Raw genomic sequence first — 16,098 nt, 5'->3', positions numbered from 1 at the left:
TCTCCGTCTACGTGTTGGTTGAGGCAGCCGGCATCGCGACACGCACGACCGGCAGGCGCAGCACGGCCCGCGTGCCGCGCACGGCCGCTGCGCCGGCCGGCGGGCGGCTGTCCGGCGTGCCGGTTGGCCGTTCGGCTGCACGTGCACCCGTGCGTTGTCCCGATGTGGCCGCCGCGTGGCCGTTCGCCGCACCGCCGGCCCGCCCGTTGCCGCCCGCCGCACGCGGCGTGACATCGGACAGTTCGATCTCGCCGCCCAGCCGCGCGGCCGCACTGAACGCGAGATACAGGCCGACGCCGTGCCCGCCCTGCGTGCTGTCGACCGGCATCGCGCCGAGCGATTCGCGCAGCGCGGCCGGAATGCCGGGCCCGTCGTCGCATACCTCGAATTCGATTTCGTCGGCCGCGCGGTCGTGCGCGACCTTCGCGGCGAGCGTCACGCGCTGCGGGCTCGCGCGCGCGGCGTTGTCGAGCAGGATCGTCAGGATCTGGCCGGCCGCGACCGTATCGTCGAGCGCGACGCCCGACGGGCGCGCGCCGAGCAACTCGAACTGCACGTGCGGATGCCGCAGGCGCCAGTGCTCGACGAACGTGTCGAGCCAGTCGTCCACCGGCTGGCGGCTCGCCGGCGTGCTCGCGCGGCTGCGCAGGCGCGCGAGCGCCGACGTGCAGAGCGTCATCTGCTCCTCGAGCACCTTCAGGTCGGCCTCGTAGCGCGCCAGCCCCGGATCGGCGCGCGCCGCGTCGCGCAACTCCTCGGCGAGCATCGCGATCGTCGACAGCGGCGTGCCCATTTCGTGCGCGACGGTGGCGGCCTGCACGCCGAGCGCGACCGCCCGCTCGTCGCGCAGCAGGTGCTGCTGCGCTTCGCCAAGCGCCGCGTCGCGCTGGCGCAGCGCATTCGACATGCGCGCGACGAACCACGCGATCAGCCCGACGCTGACCATGAAGTTCGCCCACATGCCGGTGCGGTAGTAGTCGAACAGGTTCGCCGGATTGTCCATGTTGAGCGGCACCGAATCGAAGCCGAGCGCCGCGTAGCACGCGACCGCGAACGCCGCGAGCCAGATCATCAGGTGCCACGGCAGCACGGCCGCCGCGATCGCGAGCGACGGCAGGTACAGCGACACGAACGGGTTGGTCGTGCCGCCCGACAGGAACAGCAGTGCGGACAGCGCACCGAGGTCGACCCACAGCTGGCCGAGCAGCTCGAAATTGGTCTCGGGCCGCGCGCGCAGCACGCGCACCCAGGTCAGCGCGTTGAAAACGATTTCGAGCGCGATGACCATCAGCATCGCCGGCAGCGGCAGATGTACGCCGAAATAGGTCTGCACGACGCCGATCGTCACGAGCTGGCCGATGATCGCGAGATTGCGGAGCCAGAACAGGTGACTGAGGTTGACGCGCCCGGTGGTGGTGATTCGTTGCATCCGGGCAGTTTACCCGTTTAGCGCCCCGCGCCTCTAGCGGGGCCGGATCCGCGCGCACGAACGGGCGACGCGCGTGCGCGGCGGGGCCTCCGGCGGCGCCTCGTCAACCGGCCGCGCCGGCCATGCGCTGCGCAATCTCGTCAGCCAGGCACTCGGGGCATCGGCATCGCGCACCGGCCGCCGGCGGCGTGCCGTCGGGCAGCACCGGCATCGACGCGCACCAGCAGTCGAACGGCTGCGTGTGCGCGCCGCAGTCGAAGCCGCGCCCGCAGTGCGGGCAGCGCGCACGGCGCGGGGCGGAACGGGCGTCGGCGGCGGAATCGGTCATGGCGCATTCGCGGAAGCGGGCGGGACATCGCCCTACGCGACAAGCATAGCGCGGCGGCTGAATTTTGCACGCCGGCCGCCCGGCCGAAGTCGGCCGCAAACGCACGCGCACCCGCCCGTCGGCGCCCTCAGCGCGACCACGCTCGAATCGTGCCGCGCCATAGCCGGCGGGCCGCCGCGTGCGATGCCGCGTCGCGCCGCCGGTGTTCCGGCCGGCCCAAAAACCCGATGCTGCGCTGCGCCACTCCTGTACAATTCGCCCTGTTTCAACCGTTCCCAGCCAGAGCCGCCGCCATGTCCGAGCCCATCGACCTCTCGCAGATCGCCCCCACGCTGAAAGCAGAAATCCTCGCGGAGGCGCTGCCGTATATCCGTCGCTACCACGGCAAGACCGTGGTCATCAAATACGGCGGCAACGCGATGACGGAAGAGCGGCTCAAGCAAGGCTTCGCGCGCGACGTGATCCTGCTGAAACTGGTCGGCATCAACCCGGTGATCGTCCACGGCGGCGGTCCGCAGATCGATCACGCGCTGAAGAAGATCGGCAAGGCCGGCACCTTCATCCAGGGCATGCGCGTCACCGACGAAGAGACGATGGAAGTCGTCGAATGGGTGCTCGGCGGCGAAGTGCAGCAGGACATCGTGATGCTAATCAACCACTTCGGCGGCCACGCGGTGGGCCTGACGGGCAAGGACGGCGGCCTGATCCACGCGCGCAAGCTGCTGATGCCGGACCGCGACAACCCGGGCCAGTACATCGACATCGGCCAGGTCGGCGAAGTCGAGGCGATCAACCCGGCCGTCGTGAAGGCGCTGCAGGACGATGCGTTCATCCCGGTGATCTCGCCGATCGGCCTCGGTCAGGACGGCCTCTCGTACAACATCAACGCAGACCTCGTCGCGGGCAAGCTCGCGACCGTGCTGAACGCCGAGAAGCTGCTGATGATGACCAACATCCCGGGCGTGATGGACAAGGACGGCAACCTGCTGACCGACCTGTCCGCACGCGAGATCGACGCACTGTTCGAGGACGGCACGATTTCGGGCGGCATGCTGCCGAAGATTTCGTCGGCGCTCGACGCGGCGAAGAGCGGCGTGAAGTCGGTGCACATCGTCGATGGCCGGATCGAGCACTCGGTGCTGCTGGAAATCCTGACCGAGCAGCCGTTCGGCACGATGATCCGCTCGCATTGAGCGCGCGCCGCCCGCCTGCCGGCTCGGCTCTGCCGGCCCCGTTGCGGCGCCGACGCATCTCGCGCAGCCGGCCGCGCGCCGGCGCGCCCGTCTGGCTGTTCGATCTCGACAACACGCTGCACCACGCGTCGCACGCGATCTTTCCGGAGATCAACCGTGCGATGACGCAATACATCATCGACGCGCTGCAGGTCGGGCGAGCCGAAGCCGACCGCCTGCGCAACGGCTACACCGAGCGCTACGGCGCCGCGCTGCTCGGCCTCACGCGCCATCACCCGATCGACCCGCACGACTTCCTGCGCGTGGTCCACACGTTTTCCGACCTGCCCGCGATGGTGCGCGCCGAGCGCGGCCTCGCGCGCATCGTCGCCGCGCTGCCGGGTCGCAAGCTGGTGCTGACCAACGCGCCGGAGCACTACGCGCGCGCGGTGCTGCACGAGCTGCGCATCGAGCGGCTGTTCGAGCGCGTGATCGCGATCGAACACATGCGCGACCGCCGTGCGTGGCGCGCCAAGCCCGACCACGCGATGCTGCGCCGGATACTGCGCGCCGCGCATGCGCGTGCGGCCGACGCGATCCTCGTCGAGGATACCCGCAGCCACCTGAAGCACTACAAGCGCCTCGGCATCGGCACGGTATGGATCACGGGGCACCTGCCGGGCCATCTGCCGGGCACCGGGCGCCCGCTTTATGTCGACCAGCGGATTCGTTCGTTAAAATCGCTGCGACTGGGCACTCGATCGGGGCGACAAAAATGCAGCCGACTCACCCGCAGGACCAAGCCGTAACGGAAGGCCAGGCCACACCCTCGCGCCCGCGCCCGAAGCCGGGCGAGCGGCGCGTGATGATCCTGCAGACGCTCGCCGCGATGCTCGAGGCGCCGAAATCCGAGAAGATCACGACCGCCGCGCTCGCGGCCCGGCTCGACGTGTCGGAAGCCGCGCTGTACCGGCACTTCGCGAGCAAGGCGAAGATGTACGAAGGGCTGATCGAGTTCATCGAGCAGTCGCTGTTCGGCCTCGTCAACCAGATCGTCGCGAAGGAGCCGAACGGCGTGCTGCAGGCACGCACGATCGCGCTGACGATGCTCAATTTCGCCGCGAAGAATCCCGGGATGACGCGCGTGCTGACGGGCGAGGCGCTCGTCGGCGAGGACGAGCGGCTCACCGAGCGCGTGAACCAGTTGCTCGACCGTATCGAGGCGACCGTCAAGCAATGCCTGCGCGTCGCGCGCACGGAAGCGGGCGCGCCCGACGGCGCGGCGCCGTTCGTGCTGCCGGCCGATTACGATCCGGCTGTGCGGGCGAGCCTGCTCGTCAGCTATGTGATCGGCAGGTGGCATCGCTTCGCGAAGGGCGGATTCCAGAAGCCGCCCGGCGAGCAGGCCGATGCGCAGTTGCGGCTGATCCTGCAGTGAGCGGCGTCTGACGGCGCGCTCGGCCACGCGCCGAAATCCGCGCTTCGCAATTTCCGCTATACTTTGCCGACCTGCCGCCCCCTTGGCGGCAGGTCGGAAGCGCGCCGATTTGCTGACTCGATTGCGGGCGCGCGAACCGGCCGGGGCCTTGGTTTCTCTTTGTCCCGGCGGTTCACTACAAATGCGGCTAAAGAGGTCGTCAGCCGCGCATCTCCGACTCCGCGCCTCGCCGACACCATTTAGCCGCCCAGTCATAAGGCGGAACGAATGGAATCGATCGGCATCGTCGCTCCACAGACCATGCACTTCGCCGAACCGCTGCGTTTGCAAAACGGCAGCGCGCTCGGCAACTATCAGCTCGTCGTCGAGACGTACGGCGAGCTCAACGCCGCGCGCTCGAACGCGGTGCTCGTCTGCCACGCACTCAACGCGTCGCATCACGTCGCCGGCGTCTACGCGGACGATCCGCGCAGCACCGGCTGGTGGGACAACATGGTCGGGCCGGCCAAGCCGCTCGACACCAACCGCTTCTTCGTGATCGGCGTAAACAACCTCGGTTCGTGCTTCGGCTCGACCGGCCCGATGAGCATCGATCCGTCGACCGGCAAGCCGTACGGCGCGAAGTTCCCGGTGGTGACCGTCGAGGACTGGGTGCATGCGCAGGCGCGCGTCGCCGACGCGTTCGGCATCGAGCGCTTTGCCGCCGTGATGGGCGGCAGCCTCGGCGGGATGCAGGCGCTCGCGTGGAGCCTGATGTATCCGGAGCGCGTCGCGCACTGCATCGACATCGCGTCGACGCCGAAGCTGTCCGCGCAGAACATCGCGTTCAACGAGGTCGCGCGCTCGGCGATCCTGTCCGACCCCGACTTCCACGGCGGCGACTATTACGCGCACGGCGTGAAACCGAAGCGCGGCCTGCGCGTCGCGCGGATGATCGGCCACATCACGTATCTGTCCGACGACGACATGGCCGAGAAATTCGGCCGGGCGCTGCGCCGCGCGGACGGCGCACTCGATGCGTACAACTTCAGCTTCGACGTCGAATTCGAGGTCGAGTCGTACCTGCGCTACCAGGGCGACAAGTTCGCCGACTACTTCGACGCGAACACCTACCTGCTGATCACGCGCGCGCTCGACTATTTCGACCCGGCGAAGGCGTTCGACGGCAACCTGACGGCCGCGCTCGCACAGACGCAAGCGAAATACCTGATCGCGAGCTTCTCGACCGACTGGCGCTTCGCGCCGGCGCGCTCGCGCGAGATCGTGAAGGCGCTGCTCGACAACAAGCGCACGGTCAGCTACGCGGAAATCGATGCGCCGCACGGCCACGACGCGTTCCTGCTCGACGACGCGCGCTATCACAACCTGATCCGCGCGTATTACGAACGAATCGCCATCGAGGTGGGAGCATGAACCAGCAAGCGCTGAATTCCCTGTCCGCGCGCGCGGACTTCCGCACGATCGCCCGCTGGGTCGAGCCGCGCTCGACCGTGCTCGACCTCGGCTGCGGCGACGGCTCGCTGCTCGCGCTGCTGATGGAGGAGCTGGACGTCACCGGCTACGGGATCGAGCTGAACGACGCGGGCGTGCTCGCGAGCGCGAAAAACGGCATCAACGTGATCCAGCAGAACCTCGAGGACGGCCTGCGCCTGTTCGAGGATCACAGCTTCGACATCGCGATCCTGTCGCAAACTTTGCAGACGATCCACCAGACGGCCGCGATCCTGCGCGAAACGGCGCGCGTCGGGCGCGAGTGCATCGTGTCGTTCCCGAACTTCGGCTACTGGTCGCACCGGCTGTCGGTGCTGCACGGCCGCATGCCGGTATCGAAATCGCTGCCGTACCAGTGGCACAACACGCCGAACGTGCGGGTGCTGACGATCAAGGATTTCGAGGCGCTCGCGCCGGAGGTCGGTGTCACGATCCTCGACCGCGTCGTGCTGCACGAAGGCCAGCCGATTCGATGGGGAGCGAACTGGCGTGGTAGTCTTGCTGTCTATCGCGTCAAGCGCAGCTGAGCCGGGGAGCCGTTGACGGAAGATCCGGCCCGCCCACGCGCGCGGCCGCCCCTCCTGCGCCCGTCCGCGCCGCCTGCGCTACCGCCGCCGTCAGTCAACGCTACCCAGTTCCACTCCATGTCGAAAACGCCACACGAGGCGCCCGCACTCACCGCTCACGAGGATCACCCCGGCTGGCGCGCCTATCTGAACACGCACATGCTGATCTGCGTGTTTCTGGGCTTCACGTCCGGGCTGCCCCTCTTCACGCTCGTCTACCTCGTGCAGGCATGGCTGCGCTCCGAAGGCGTGAACCTGAAGGAAATCGGCCTGTTCGCGCTGATCCAGTTCCCGTATACGTGGAAGTTCCTGTGGGCGCCGCTGATGGACCGCTACATCCCGCGCCTGCCCGGCTGGCGGCCGGGCCGCCGGCGCGGCTGGCTGCTGCTCACGCAGTTGCTGGTCGCGGGCGCGATCGCCGCGCTCGGCTTCGTGTCGCCGCGCGACTCGATCTGGACGGTCGCCGCGCTCACGACGCTCGTCGCGTTCTTCGGCGCGAGCGCCGACATCGTGATCGACGCGTATCGCCGCGAGCTGCTGCGCGACACCGAGCAGGGGCTCGGCAACGCGGTGCACGTGAACGCGTACAAGCTCGCCGCGCTGATCCCCGGCTCGCTGGCGCTGATCCTGTCCGACCACCTGCCGTGGGACGCGGTATTCGCGATCACCGGCGCGTTCATGCTGCCGGGCATCCTGATGACGCTCGTCGTGCGCGAGCCGGAAGTGGTCGGCACGCCGCCGCGCAACCTGCGCGACGCGATCGTGCTGCCGTTCCGTGAATTCATCCAGCGCGACGGCTGGGCCGGCGCGCTGCTCGTCATCGCGTTCATCTTCCTGTTCAAGATCGGCGACACGATGGCCACCACGCTGTCGACGTCGTTCTTCCTCGACATCGGCTTCACGCGCACCGAGATCGGCATCGTCGCGAAGACCACCGCGCTCGTCGCGAGCGTCGCCGGCGGCATCATCGGCGGCATCTGGCTCGTGAAGATCGGCATCGGCCGCGGGCTGTGGATCTTCGGCGCGCTGCAGATGGTGTCGACGCTCGGCTTCGCGTGGCTCGCGCAGCTCGGCCCCGGCTCGCCCGTGCTCGCGGTGCTCTACGACTTCACCGTTTCGACGAGCCATGCGATCGCTTCGGCGCTGTCGGTGTTCGGCATTGCCGTCGCGCCGCAATTCAGCCCGATGACGGTCGCGCTCGCAATCGTCTACGGCTTCGAAACCTTCACGACCGGCCTGACGATGGCCGCGTTCGTCGCGTATATCGCGAGCACGACCGACCCGCGCTACACGGCCACGCAGTTCGCGCTGTTCACGAGCCTCGCGTCGGTGCCGCGCACGCTCGCGTCGGCCGCGAGCGGCTTCGTCGTCGCGAAGATCGGCTGGTACGACTACTTCATCGTGTGCACCGCGCTCGCGATTCCCGGCATGCTGCTGCTGTTCAGGATCGCGCCGTGGAACGGTGCCGCCCGCAACGGCGAGGCCAGCCGTGCTCAGTAAGCGCCTGCATCGCGTCGCGCGCGTTGCGGCTTCGCTGAGCGTCGGCGCCGCGGCACTCGCCGCGGGGTTCGCGCACGCGGCCGACACCGGCTCGGCCGCGGCGGGCTCCGCGCCGGCCGCGGCGCAGGCAACGCCATCCACACCGGCGACTTCCGCCGCGCCCGCCGCGCCGTCCGCCGCCGAAGCCGCGCAGCCGACCGGCGGCGCCGTGTCGACGAAGACGTATACGCCGACGCCGCAGCAGGTCCGCTACGGCAACGAGATCGCGTTCCGCACGCTGCTTCCGTCGCCGCTGCTCGAGCAGCTCACCGCGAGCGAGTACGCGCAGATCGTGCAGGCGGCCGCCGACGGCAACCGCCTGCTGGCCGCGAACCAGCCGCGCGTGAAGCGCCTGCGCGCGATCGTCGCGAAGCTCGCGCCGTATTCGGTGAAGTGGAACGATCGCGTAAAGAACTGGGCATGGGACGTCAACGCGATCCGCTCGCGCGACATCCGCCTGACCTGCCTGCCGGGCGGCAAGGTGCTCGTGTACGGCGGCCTGCTCGACCACATCCGCCTGAACGACGACGAGCTCGGCGTGCTGCTCGCGCACGGCATCGCGCACGCGCTGCGCGAACACGCGCGCAGCAACTTCGGCGCAGCCTCGCAGACGTCGCTGCGCGCGGCCACGCTGCCGCCGCTGTTCGGCGTCGGCGATCCGCTGCCGCAGGCACTGAACCTCGGCGAGCGCCTGCAGACGCTCCACTACGATCCGACCGACGAGACCGAAGCCGACGTGATCGGCGGCGACATCGCCGCACGCGCGGGCTTCGATCCGCGCGCGGCGATCACGCTGTGGGACAAGCTCGCGGTCGCGACACGCGCGAACAAGACGACGGGCTTCATCTACACGCACCCGTACAGCACGGCGCGGCGCCAGGATCTGCTGAACCGGCTGCCGGACCTGATGCCGCTGTACGCGAAGGCGACGGGCAAACGCGTCGAATCGCTGCCCGACTACGCGGGCATCAGCGCGCAGCGACGCAAGATCGTGCGGCGCTGAGCGGCCCGCGAAGCCGATCGTTTCATGCGCCGGCGTTGGCCGCGGCCGGCTTGGCCGACGCCGCGCCCGCCGCACGGCTGCCGCTCTCGCGCATCCAGCGCAGTTCGTCACCCGGGCTGCGGCCGAACAGCCGCTTGAATTCGCGGCTGAACTGCGACGCGCTCGCATAGCCGACCCGCGCGGCCGCCGTGCCGGCACCCACTCCGTCGCGCACCATCATCAGCCGCGCCTGATGCAGCCGCGCGGTCTTCACGTACTGCATCGGCGACGTCGCCGTCACGTGCTTGAACTGCGCGTGGAACACCGCGAGGCTCATCCCGGCTTCGCGCGCGAGCGTCTCGACGTCGAGATCGGCCTTCAGCTCCGCATGAATGCGCCGCAACGCCTTCGCGATGCGACCGAAATGATGCTGCTGCACGAGCGCCGCGCGCATCGCGTCGCCCTGCTCGCCGGTCAGCACGCGATACGCGATCTCGCGCATGATCGCCGGCCCCAGCACGCGCGTGTCGTGCGGCGAGGCGAGCGCCTCGAGCAGCCGCACGACCGCGTCGGCCAGCGGCGCGTCGAGCGGGGTCGAATAGATGCCGAGCGGCTCGCTGACGGCCGCGCCGAGCGTCTCGTCGAGCAGGATCGCGAGTTCGGCGATCACCGCGAGATCGACGCGGATCGAGATCGCGAGAAACGGCTCCTCCATGCTCGCGAACGTCTCGCACTCGAACGGCAGCGGCACCGACAGCACCAGGTATTGCTGCGCGTCGTACACGAACGAACGATCGCCCAGATAGCCGAGCTTGCGCCCCTGGCACACGACGATGATGCTCGGCTCGTACAGAACGGGCATGCGCGGCGCGGGATGAGTCACGCGGATGAAGCGCACGCCGTCGAGCGCCGCGAGCGTGTCGCCCTCGTTCGGCGCGAGGCGCGTATGCAGTTCGATCATGCGGCGCCGCACGCGCTCGGCCGCGTCGGCCAAAAGGGGCTGGAAGCTCATCGGCATGGTCCTGTCCGGCAAGAGAATCTGGCTCGCAATGTAGCACCGTGAACGTATTTTGACGGCTGTTCGCGGGCAATTCGAGAGGAATAGGCAAATCTTCCAGACCTTCGGGTATTTCGCCGCGGCGGTGCGCTCCTTACGATAGGCACCTGTCTCGCCGCATCGCCACATGGTGCGGCGGCAGTCTGTTTCGCCGGATGTTTTCCGGACAAGGAGCCATTGCATGAGCACAACCTATGCCTACGCAGCGACCGATTCGCAGTCGCCGCTCGCCCCGTTCGAATTCCAGCGTCGCGCGCTGCGCGACCTCGACGTCCAGATCGACGTCCTCTACTGCGGCGTCTGCCACTCGGATCTTCACCAGGCGCGCAACGAATGGCGCAACACGATCTATCCGGTCGTGCCCGGCCATGAAATCGTCGGCCGCGTGACCGCGACCGGCCCGCAAGTGTCGCGCTTCAAGGTCGGCGAGCTGGTCGGCGTCGGCTGCCTCGTCGATTCGTGCCGCACCTGCGCGAGCTGCGCGGAAGGTCTCGAACAGTATTGCGAGAACGGCTTCGTCGGCACCTACAACGGTCAGGATCGCGTGACCGGCGACATCACGTACGGCGGCTATTCGACGCAGCTCGTCGTCGACGAGGCGTTCGTGCTGCGCGTGCCGGACACGCTCGACCCGGCCGGCGCCGCGCCTCTGCTGTGCGCGGGGATCACGACCTATTCGCCGCTGCGCCAGTGGAACGTCGGCCCGGGCAAGAAGGTCGGGATCGTCGGCCTCGGCGGCCTCGGCCACATGGGCGTGAAGCTCGCGCGCGCGATGGGCGCGCACGTCGTGCTGTTCACGACGTCGCCGTCGAAGATCGAGGACGGCAAGCGGCTCGGCGCGCACGAAGTGGTGATCTCGAAGGACGAAGCGCAGATGAACGCGCACCTGAACAGCTTCGACTTCATCCTGAACACGGTCGCCGCGCAGCACGACCTGAATCCGTTCCTGAACCTGCTGAAGCGCGACGGGACGATGACGCTCGTCGGTGCGCCGGAGCACGATCATCCGTCGCCGCAGGTGTTCAACCTGATCTTCAAGCGCCGCCGCCTCGCGGGTTCGCTGATCGGCGGGATCGCGGAAACGCAGGAAATGCTCGACTTCTGCGCGGAGCACGGGATCACCTCCGATATCGAGACGATTCCGATGCAGCAGATCAACACGGCCTACGAGCGGATGCTGAAGAGCGACGTTAAGTACCGGTTCGTGATCGACATGGCGTCGATCAAGCAGTAAGCCGCGTCAAACGCAACGGGCCGCATGTTCGACATGCGGCCCGTTCTGCATTCGGCGGCTACGCGCACCGCGTAGCCCAGGAATCACTTCTGGTAGTCGTAGTCGATCGTCAGCGGCGCGTGATCGCTGAACTTGATGTCCTTGAAGATCGACGTGCTTTTCGCGGTGCCGGCCACACCCGGGGTCGCGATCTGGTAATCGATCCGCCACCCGACGTTCTTCGCGTACGCCTGGCCGCGGTTGCTCCACCACGTGTACTGCTCGGGGCGCGGGTCGAGCGTGCGGAACACGTCGACGTAGCCGACGTCGTCGAACAGCTTCGTGAGCCACTCGCGCTCTTCCGGCAGGCAGCCCGAGTTCTTCTGGTTGCTCTTCCAGTTCTTGATGTCGATTTCCTTGTGGACGATGTTCACGTCGCCGCACAGGATCACCTCTCGCTTCTTCTTCAGCGCGGCGAGGTGCGGCATGAATTCGGCCATGAAGCGGTACTTCGCCTGCTGGCGCTCTTCGCCGCTCGATCCGGACGGCACGTACACCGACACGACCGACAGCTTGCCGTAGCGCGCCTCGACGTAGCGCCCTTCGGCATCGAATTCGCTGCTGCCGAAGCCGATAATCACGTCATCGGGCTCGCGGCGGCTGTACACGCCCGCGCCGCTGTAACCCTTCTTCTCGGCGTGGTGGAAATAGCTCTTGAAGCCGTGCGGCTCGACGAATTCGGCCGGCAGGTCGTCGGCCGATACCTTGATTTCCTGCACGCACACGCAATCGGCGTTCTGCTCGCCGAGCCAGTCGAAGAAGCCCTTCTTCGCGGCGGAGCGGATGCCGTTCAGGTTGGCGGTGATCACTCGCATCATGTCGGGTTCCGTTCAGTTCGATGTTTTTACAGGGTGGCAGCTTAGCGGATCTTCACGCCTTCGAGCTCGGGCTTCGGCGGCGGGAATTCCAGCTTCATGTCGGTCATCGTGCGCAGCAGCAGCTCGGCGATCATCACGTTGCGGTGCGTCTTCGAATTCGCCGGGATCACGTACCACGGCGCGTGCTCGGCCGACGTCGCGGCGAGCGCTTCGCGGTACGCGGACTGGTAGGCATCCCAGTGCTTGCGCGCGTCGAGATCGGAGATGTCGAATTTCCAGTGCTTGGTCGGGTCGTCGATGCGCGCCTGCAGCCGCGCGCGCTGCTCGTCCTTCGAGATGTGCAGGAAGCACTTGACGATGGTCGTGCCGTTCTCGAACAGCATCGTCTCGAAATCGCGGATCTGCCGGTAGCGGCGCTCGCACTCCTTGTCGCCGATCGCGCCGAGCACGCGCGGCACGAGGACGTCTTCGTAGTGGCTGCGGTTAAAGATCGCGAGTTCGCCCGCCGCCGGCACCTGCGCATGCACGCGCCACAGAAAGTCGTGCGCGGCCTCGATCGGCGTCGGCGCCTTGAACGGCACGATGCGCAGGCCGAGCGGATCGACCTCGCGAAACACCGCGCGCACGGTGCCGTCCTTGCCGCTCGTGTCCATCCCCTGCAGCACGAGCAGCACGCGCTTCTTCTGCTGCGTGTGCAGGCGCTCCTGCTGCACGTCGAGCTCGGTCGAGACGACCGACAGCCGTTCGCGGTCGGCCTCCTTCGAGCCGGACGAAAACGGCTTCGCGGCCGGGTCGAACGCATCGAGCTTGAATGCGGCGGCTTCCTTCTCGCGCGTGCTGTAGGGCACGCGGAAATCGTCGAGCGACGGTTGTTTCGCCATTCGTTCCTCCTTGGGCGGTGTGGTGCATACGATACCGCATCCACCAAACGCAACGGGCCGCCCCGAACTGGTTCGGAGCGGCCCGTCGTCAAGCGCGGTTCAGGCGCGCGCGCATGCTCAGCCGAGCTTCTTCTTCAGCAGTTCGTTGACCTGCTGCGGATTGGCCTTGCCCTTCGTCGCCTTCATCGCCTGGCCGATCAGCGCGTTGAACGCCTTTTCCTTGCCCGCGCGGAACTCCTCGACCGACTTCGCGTTCGCCGCGAGCACCTCGTCGATGATCGCTTCCAGCGCGCCGGTGTCGGAGATCTGCTTGAGCCCCTTCGCGTCGATGATGCGGTCGGCCGCGGCTTCGTCGTCCGCCTTCTCGTCCCAGATCGTGGCGAAGATTTCCTTCGCGATCTTGTTCGAGATCGTGCCGTCGGCGATGCGCTGCAGCAACAGCGCGAGCTGCGCGGCCGACACCGGAATCGCATCGATCTCGATGCCGTCGCGGTTCAGTTGCGACGACACGTCGCCCATCAGCCAGTTCGCGACGATCTTCGCGTTCGCCGCGCCGGCCTTCGCGACCACCGCTTCGAAGTACGCGGCCATCGCCTTACTCGACGTCAGCACGCCCGCGTCGTACGCGGACACGCCGTACTCGTCGACGAAGCGCTGCTGCATCGCCGCCGGCAGCTCCGGCATGCCGGACTGCACGCGCTCGACCCAGTCCCGGCCGATCACGAGCGGCATCAGGTCGGGATCGGGGAAGTAGCGGTAATCGTGCGCGTCTTCCTTGCTGCGCATCGAACGCGTCTCGCGCTTGTCCGGATCGTACAGGCGCGTTTCCTGCACGACTTCGCCGCCGTCCTCGATCAGTTCGATCTGGCGGCGCACTTCGTAGTTGATCGCTTCCTCGAGGAACCTGAACGAGTTCAGGTTCTTGATTTCCGCGCGCGTGCCGAACTTCTCCTGGCCGACCGGGCGCACCGACACGTTCGCATCGCAGCGGAACGAGCCTTCCTGCATGTTGCCGTCGCAGATGCCGAGCCACACGACGAGCCCGTGCAGCGCCTTCGCGTATGCGACGGCCTCGGCCGCGCTGCGCATTTCCGGCTCGGTGACGATCTCGAGCAGCGGCGTGCCCGCGCGGTTCAGGTCGATCCCGGTCATCCCGGCGAAGTCTTCATGCAGCGACTTGCCCGCGTCTTCCTCGAGGTGCGCACGGGTGAGGTTGACCGTCTTCTCGTACGCGGCCTTGCCGGCCTTCTCGTTGGCGGGCACCTGGATCGTGATCCGGCCGCCCTGCACGACCGGAATCTCGTACTGGCTGATCTGATAGCCCTTCGGCAGATCGGGGTAGAAATAATTCTTGCGCGCGAAGATGCTGCGCGGCGCGATGGTCGAGCCGATCGCGAGGCCGAAGCGGATCGCCCGCTCGACCGCGCCGCGGTTCAGCACCGGCAGCACGCCCGGCAGCGCCAGGTCGACCGGGCACGCCTGCGTGTTCGGGTCGGCGCCGAACTGCGTCGATGCGCCCGAGAAAATCTTCGAGACGGTCGACAGTTGCGCGTGCGTTTCGAGACCGATAACGACTTCCCATTGAGTCATGGTGCTTACACTCCTGCCGGTACTTGCTTGTGCCAGTCGGTCGCGCGCTGGAACGCGTCGGCGACCTGCAGCATCCGGGCTTCGTTGAAATAGTTGCCGATGATCTGCAGACCGACCGGGCGCTTCGCGTTCGCGCCCGCGCCGAAGCCGCACGGCACGCTCATGCCGGGCAGACCGGCGAGGCTCACCGACAGCGTGTAGATATCCGCGAGATACATCTGCACCGGATCGTCGCCCTTCGCGCCGAGATCCCATGCGACCGTCGGCGATGCCGGGCCCATGATCACGTCGCAGGACTTGAACGCTTCCTGGAAATCGTTGGCGATGATGCGGCGGATCTTCTGCGCCTGCAGGTAATACGCGTCGTAGTAGCCGTGCGACAGCACGTACGCGCCGACCAGAATCCGGCGCTTCACCTCGGGGCCGAAGCCTTCGGCGCGCGACTTCTTGTACATGTCGAGCAGATCGCCGTACTGCGCGGCGCGGTGGCCGAAGCGCACGCCGTCGAAACGCGACAGGTTCGACGATGCCTCGGCCGGCGCGATCACGTAGTACACGGGGATCGACAGTTCCGTCTTCGGCAGCGACACGGGCACGAGGGTCGCGCCGAGCGCTTCGTATTGCTTGAGCGCCGCGTCGATCGTCGCGCGCACGTCGTCTGCGAGGCCCTCGCCGAAATACTCGTTCGGCAAGCCGATGCGCAGGCCGGCGAGCGGCTTGGCCGCATCGTTGCCGGCCGCCCACGGCTGGCCGAGGTGGCGCGTGAAATCCTCGTCGTCGCGCTCGAGGCTCGTCGAGTCGCGCTCGTCGAAACCGGCCATCGCGTTCAGCAGCAGCGCGCAGTCGGACGCGCTCTGCGCCATCGGGCCGCCCTGGTCGAGCGACGACGCGAACGCGATCATCCCGTAGCGCGACACGCGGCCGTAGGTCGGCTTGATGCCGGTCACGCCCGCGAACGACGCGGGCTGGCGGATCGAGCCGCCGGTGTCGGTGCCGGTCGCGGCCGGCGCGAGGCGCGCGGCGACGGCGGCCGAGCTGCCGCCCGAGCTGCCGCCCGGCACCGCGTTCGTGTCCCACGGGTTCTTCACCGCGCCGAACGCGGAATTCTCGTTCGACGAGCCCATCGCGAACTCGTCCATGTTGGTCTTGCCGAGCGTGACCATGCCGGCCGCCTGCAGGCGGGCGACCACGGTCGCGTCGAACGGGCTCTCGTAATTCGCGAGCATCTTCGAGCCGGCGGTCGAGCGCCAGCCGCGCGTGACGAACACATCCTTGTGCGCGATCGGCAGGCCGGTCAACGCGCCGCCCGCGCCGCGCGCGAGATCGGCGTCGGCGGCTTTCGCCTGCGCGAGGGTGAGGTCGGCGTCGACATGGACGAACGCGTTCAGGTCGCGCGCGGCGTCGATCCGTTTCAGATAGAGCTGCGCGAGCTCGACGGCCGAGCATTCCTTGGCGGCGAGCGCGGCGCGCAGTTCGGTCAGGCTTTTTGCGTGCATTGAGTGGTTTTCCTGGGAATTCTGGGTGGCGCGCGGCG

At 67.8% G+C, this 16,098-nt stretch carries 15 protein-coding genes; 8 read left to right on the top strand and 7 right to left on the bottom strand.

What is annotated here, in order from left to right; all coding sequences use genetic code 11:
• Nucleotides 1–7: 7 nt before the first annotated feature.
• Together C4B30_RS23055 and C4B30_RS23050 are read right to left on the bottom strand one after the other, a co-directional pair.
• Nucleotides 8–1,429: an ATP-binding protein gene (locus C4B30_RS23055; RefSeq protein WP_027785733.1), complete on the bottom strand. Its 1,422-nt coding sequence runs from the start codon at nucleotides 1,427–1,429 to the stop codon at nucleotides 8–10.
• 103 nt (nucleotides 1,430–1,532) lie between these two features.
• Nucleotides 1,533–1,757 carry a cysteine-rich CWC family protein gene (locus C4B30_RS23050; RefSeq protein ID WP_027785734.1) on the bottom strand — a complete coding sequence of 75 codons (225 nt, stop codon included), beginning with the start codon at nucleotides 1,755–1,757 and terminating at the stop codon, nucleotides 1,533–1,535.
• Nucleotides 1,758–2,050: 293 nt separating this feature from the next.
• Between C4B30_RS23050 and argB the strand changes: the two genes are divergently transcribed.
• The 7 genes from argB (at nucleotide 2,051) to C4B30_RS23005 (ending at nucleotide 8,966) form a co-directional block, all read left to right on the top strand.
• A complete protein-coding gene (argB, locus tag C4B30_RS23040; RefSeq protein ID WP_027785735.1) occupies nucleotides 2,051–2,950 on the top strand; it encodes an acetylglutamate kinase in 900 nt (299 codons plus the stop codon).
• Nucleotides 2,947–3,738, top strand: a complete 792-nt coding sequence (locus C4B30_RS23035; protein ID WP_027785736.1) for an HAD-IA family hydrolase — start codon at nucleotides 2,947–2,949, stop codon at nucleotides 3,736–3,738. The genes argB and C4B30_RS23035 overlap by 4 nt, the downstream gene beginning before the upstream one ends.
• Nucleotides 3,705–4,367: a nucleoid occlusion factor SlmA gene (gene slmA / locus C4B30_RS23030; protein ID WP_027785737.1), complete on the top strand. Its 663-nt coding sequence runs from the start codon at nucleotides 3,705–3,707 to the stop codon at nucleotides 4,365–4,367. The genes C4B30_RS23035 and slmA overlap by 34 nt, the downstream gene beginning before the upstream one ends.
• Nucleotides 4,368–4,634: 267 nt before the next feature.
• Complete coding sequence (gene metX / locus C4B30_RS23020; RefSeq protein WP_027785738.1) at nucleotides 4,635–5,780, top strand: homoserine O-succinyltransferase MetX; 1,146 nt, start codon at nucleotides 4,635–4,637, stop codon at nucleotides 5,778–5,780.
• Entirely contained in the window at nucleotides 5,777–6,385 is a 609-nt protein-coding gene (gene metW / locus C4B30_RS23015) for a methionine biosynthesis protein MetW (RefSeq protein ID WP_021156285.1), read from the top strand. Before metX ends, metW begins: the two co-directional genes overlap by 4 nt.
• Nucleotides 6,386–6,502: 117 nt before the next feature.
• The gene (locus tag C4B30_RS23010; RefSeq protein ID WP_027785739.1) at nucleotides 6,503–7,924 is read left to right on the top strand and encodes an AmpG family muropeptide MFS transporter; all 1,422 of its coding nucleotides are present in this window, start codon (nucleotides 6,503–6,505) and stop codon (nucleotides 7,922–7,924) included.
• Complete coding sequence (locus C4B30_RS23005; protein ID WP_105133070.1) at nucleotides 7,914–8,966, top strand: M48 family metallopeptidase; 1,053 nt, start codon at nucleotides 7,914–7,916, stop codon at nucleotides 8,964–8,966. Before C4B30_RS23010 ends, C4B30_RS23005 begins: the two co-directional genes overlap by 11 nt.
• Before the next feature lie 22 nt (nucleotides 8,967–8,988).
• On the opposite strand, the gene C4B30_RS23000 is transcribed toward C4B30_RS23005, so the two are convergent.
• On the bottom strand, nucleotides 8,989–9,957 hold the full coding sequence (locus C4B30_RS23000; protein ID WP_027785741.1) for an AraC family transcriptional regulator: 969 nt from the start codon (nucleotides 9,955–9,957) through the stop codon (nucleotides 8,989–8,991).
• 226 nt (nucleotides 9,958–10,183) lie between these two features.
• Here C4B30_RS23000 and C4B30_RS22995 point away from each other — a divergent pair, with 226 nt between their 5' ends.
• Entirely contained in the window at nucleotides 10,184–11,236 is a 1,053-nt protein-coding gene (locus tag C4B30_RS22995) for an NAD(P)-dependent alcohol dehydrogenase (RefSeq protein WP_027785742.1), read from the top strand.
• An 83-nt stretch (nucleotides 11,237–11,319) separates the two neighbouring features.
• On the opposite strand, the gene C4B30_RS22990 is transcribed toward C4B30_RS22995, so the two are convergent.
• From C4B30_RS22990 to gatA, 4 genes are all read right to left on the bottom strand, one after another.
• Entirely contained in the window at nucleotides 11,320–12,093 is a 774-nt protein-coding gene (locus C4B30_RS22990) for an exodeoxyribonuclease III (protein ID WP_027785743.1), read from the bottom strand.
• 41 nt (nucleotides 12,094–12,134) lie between these two features.
• Nucleotides 12,135–12,974 carry a polyphosphate kinase 2 family protein gene (locus tag C4B30_RS22985; protein WP_027785744.1) on the bottom strand — a complete coding sequence of 280 codons (840 nt, stop codon included), beginning with the start codon at nucleotides 12,972–12,974 and terminating at the stop codon, nucleotides 12,135–12,137.
• Between the two features lie 117 nt (nucleotides 12,975–13,091).
• Nucleotides 13,092–14,564, bottom strand: coding sequence for an Asp-tRNA(Asn)/Glu-tRNA(Gln) amidotransferase subunit GatB (gene gatB / locus C4B30_RS22980; protein WP_027785745.1), 1,473 nt, complete (start codon nucleotides 14,562–14,564; stop codon nucleotides 13,092–13,094).
• Nucleotides 14,565–14,569: 5 nt separating this feature from the next.
• Nucleotides 14,570–16,060 carry an Asp-tRNA(Asn)/Glu-tRNA(Gln) amidotransferase subunit GatA gene (gatA, locus tag C4B30_RS22975; protein WP_027785746.1) on the bottom strand — a complete coding sequence of 497 codons (1,491 nt, stop codon included), beginning with the start codon at nucleotides 16,058–16,060 and terminating at the stop codon, nucleotides 14,570–14,572.
• Nucleotides 16,061–16,098: the final 38 nt, after the last annotated feature.

The sequence above is a fragment of the Burkholderia sp. BE12 genome, assembly GCF_002959955.1.
Classification (GTDB): domain Bacteria; phylum Pseudomonadota; class Gammaproteobacteria; order Burkholderiales; family Burkholderiaceae; genus Burkholderia.
Note: the sequence above shows the minus strand (reverse complement) of the source record. Positions and strands in the feature narration are given on the sequence as shown.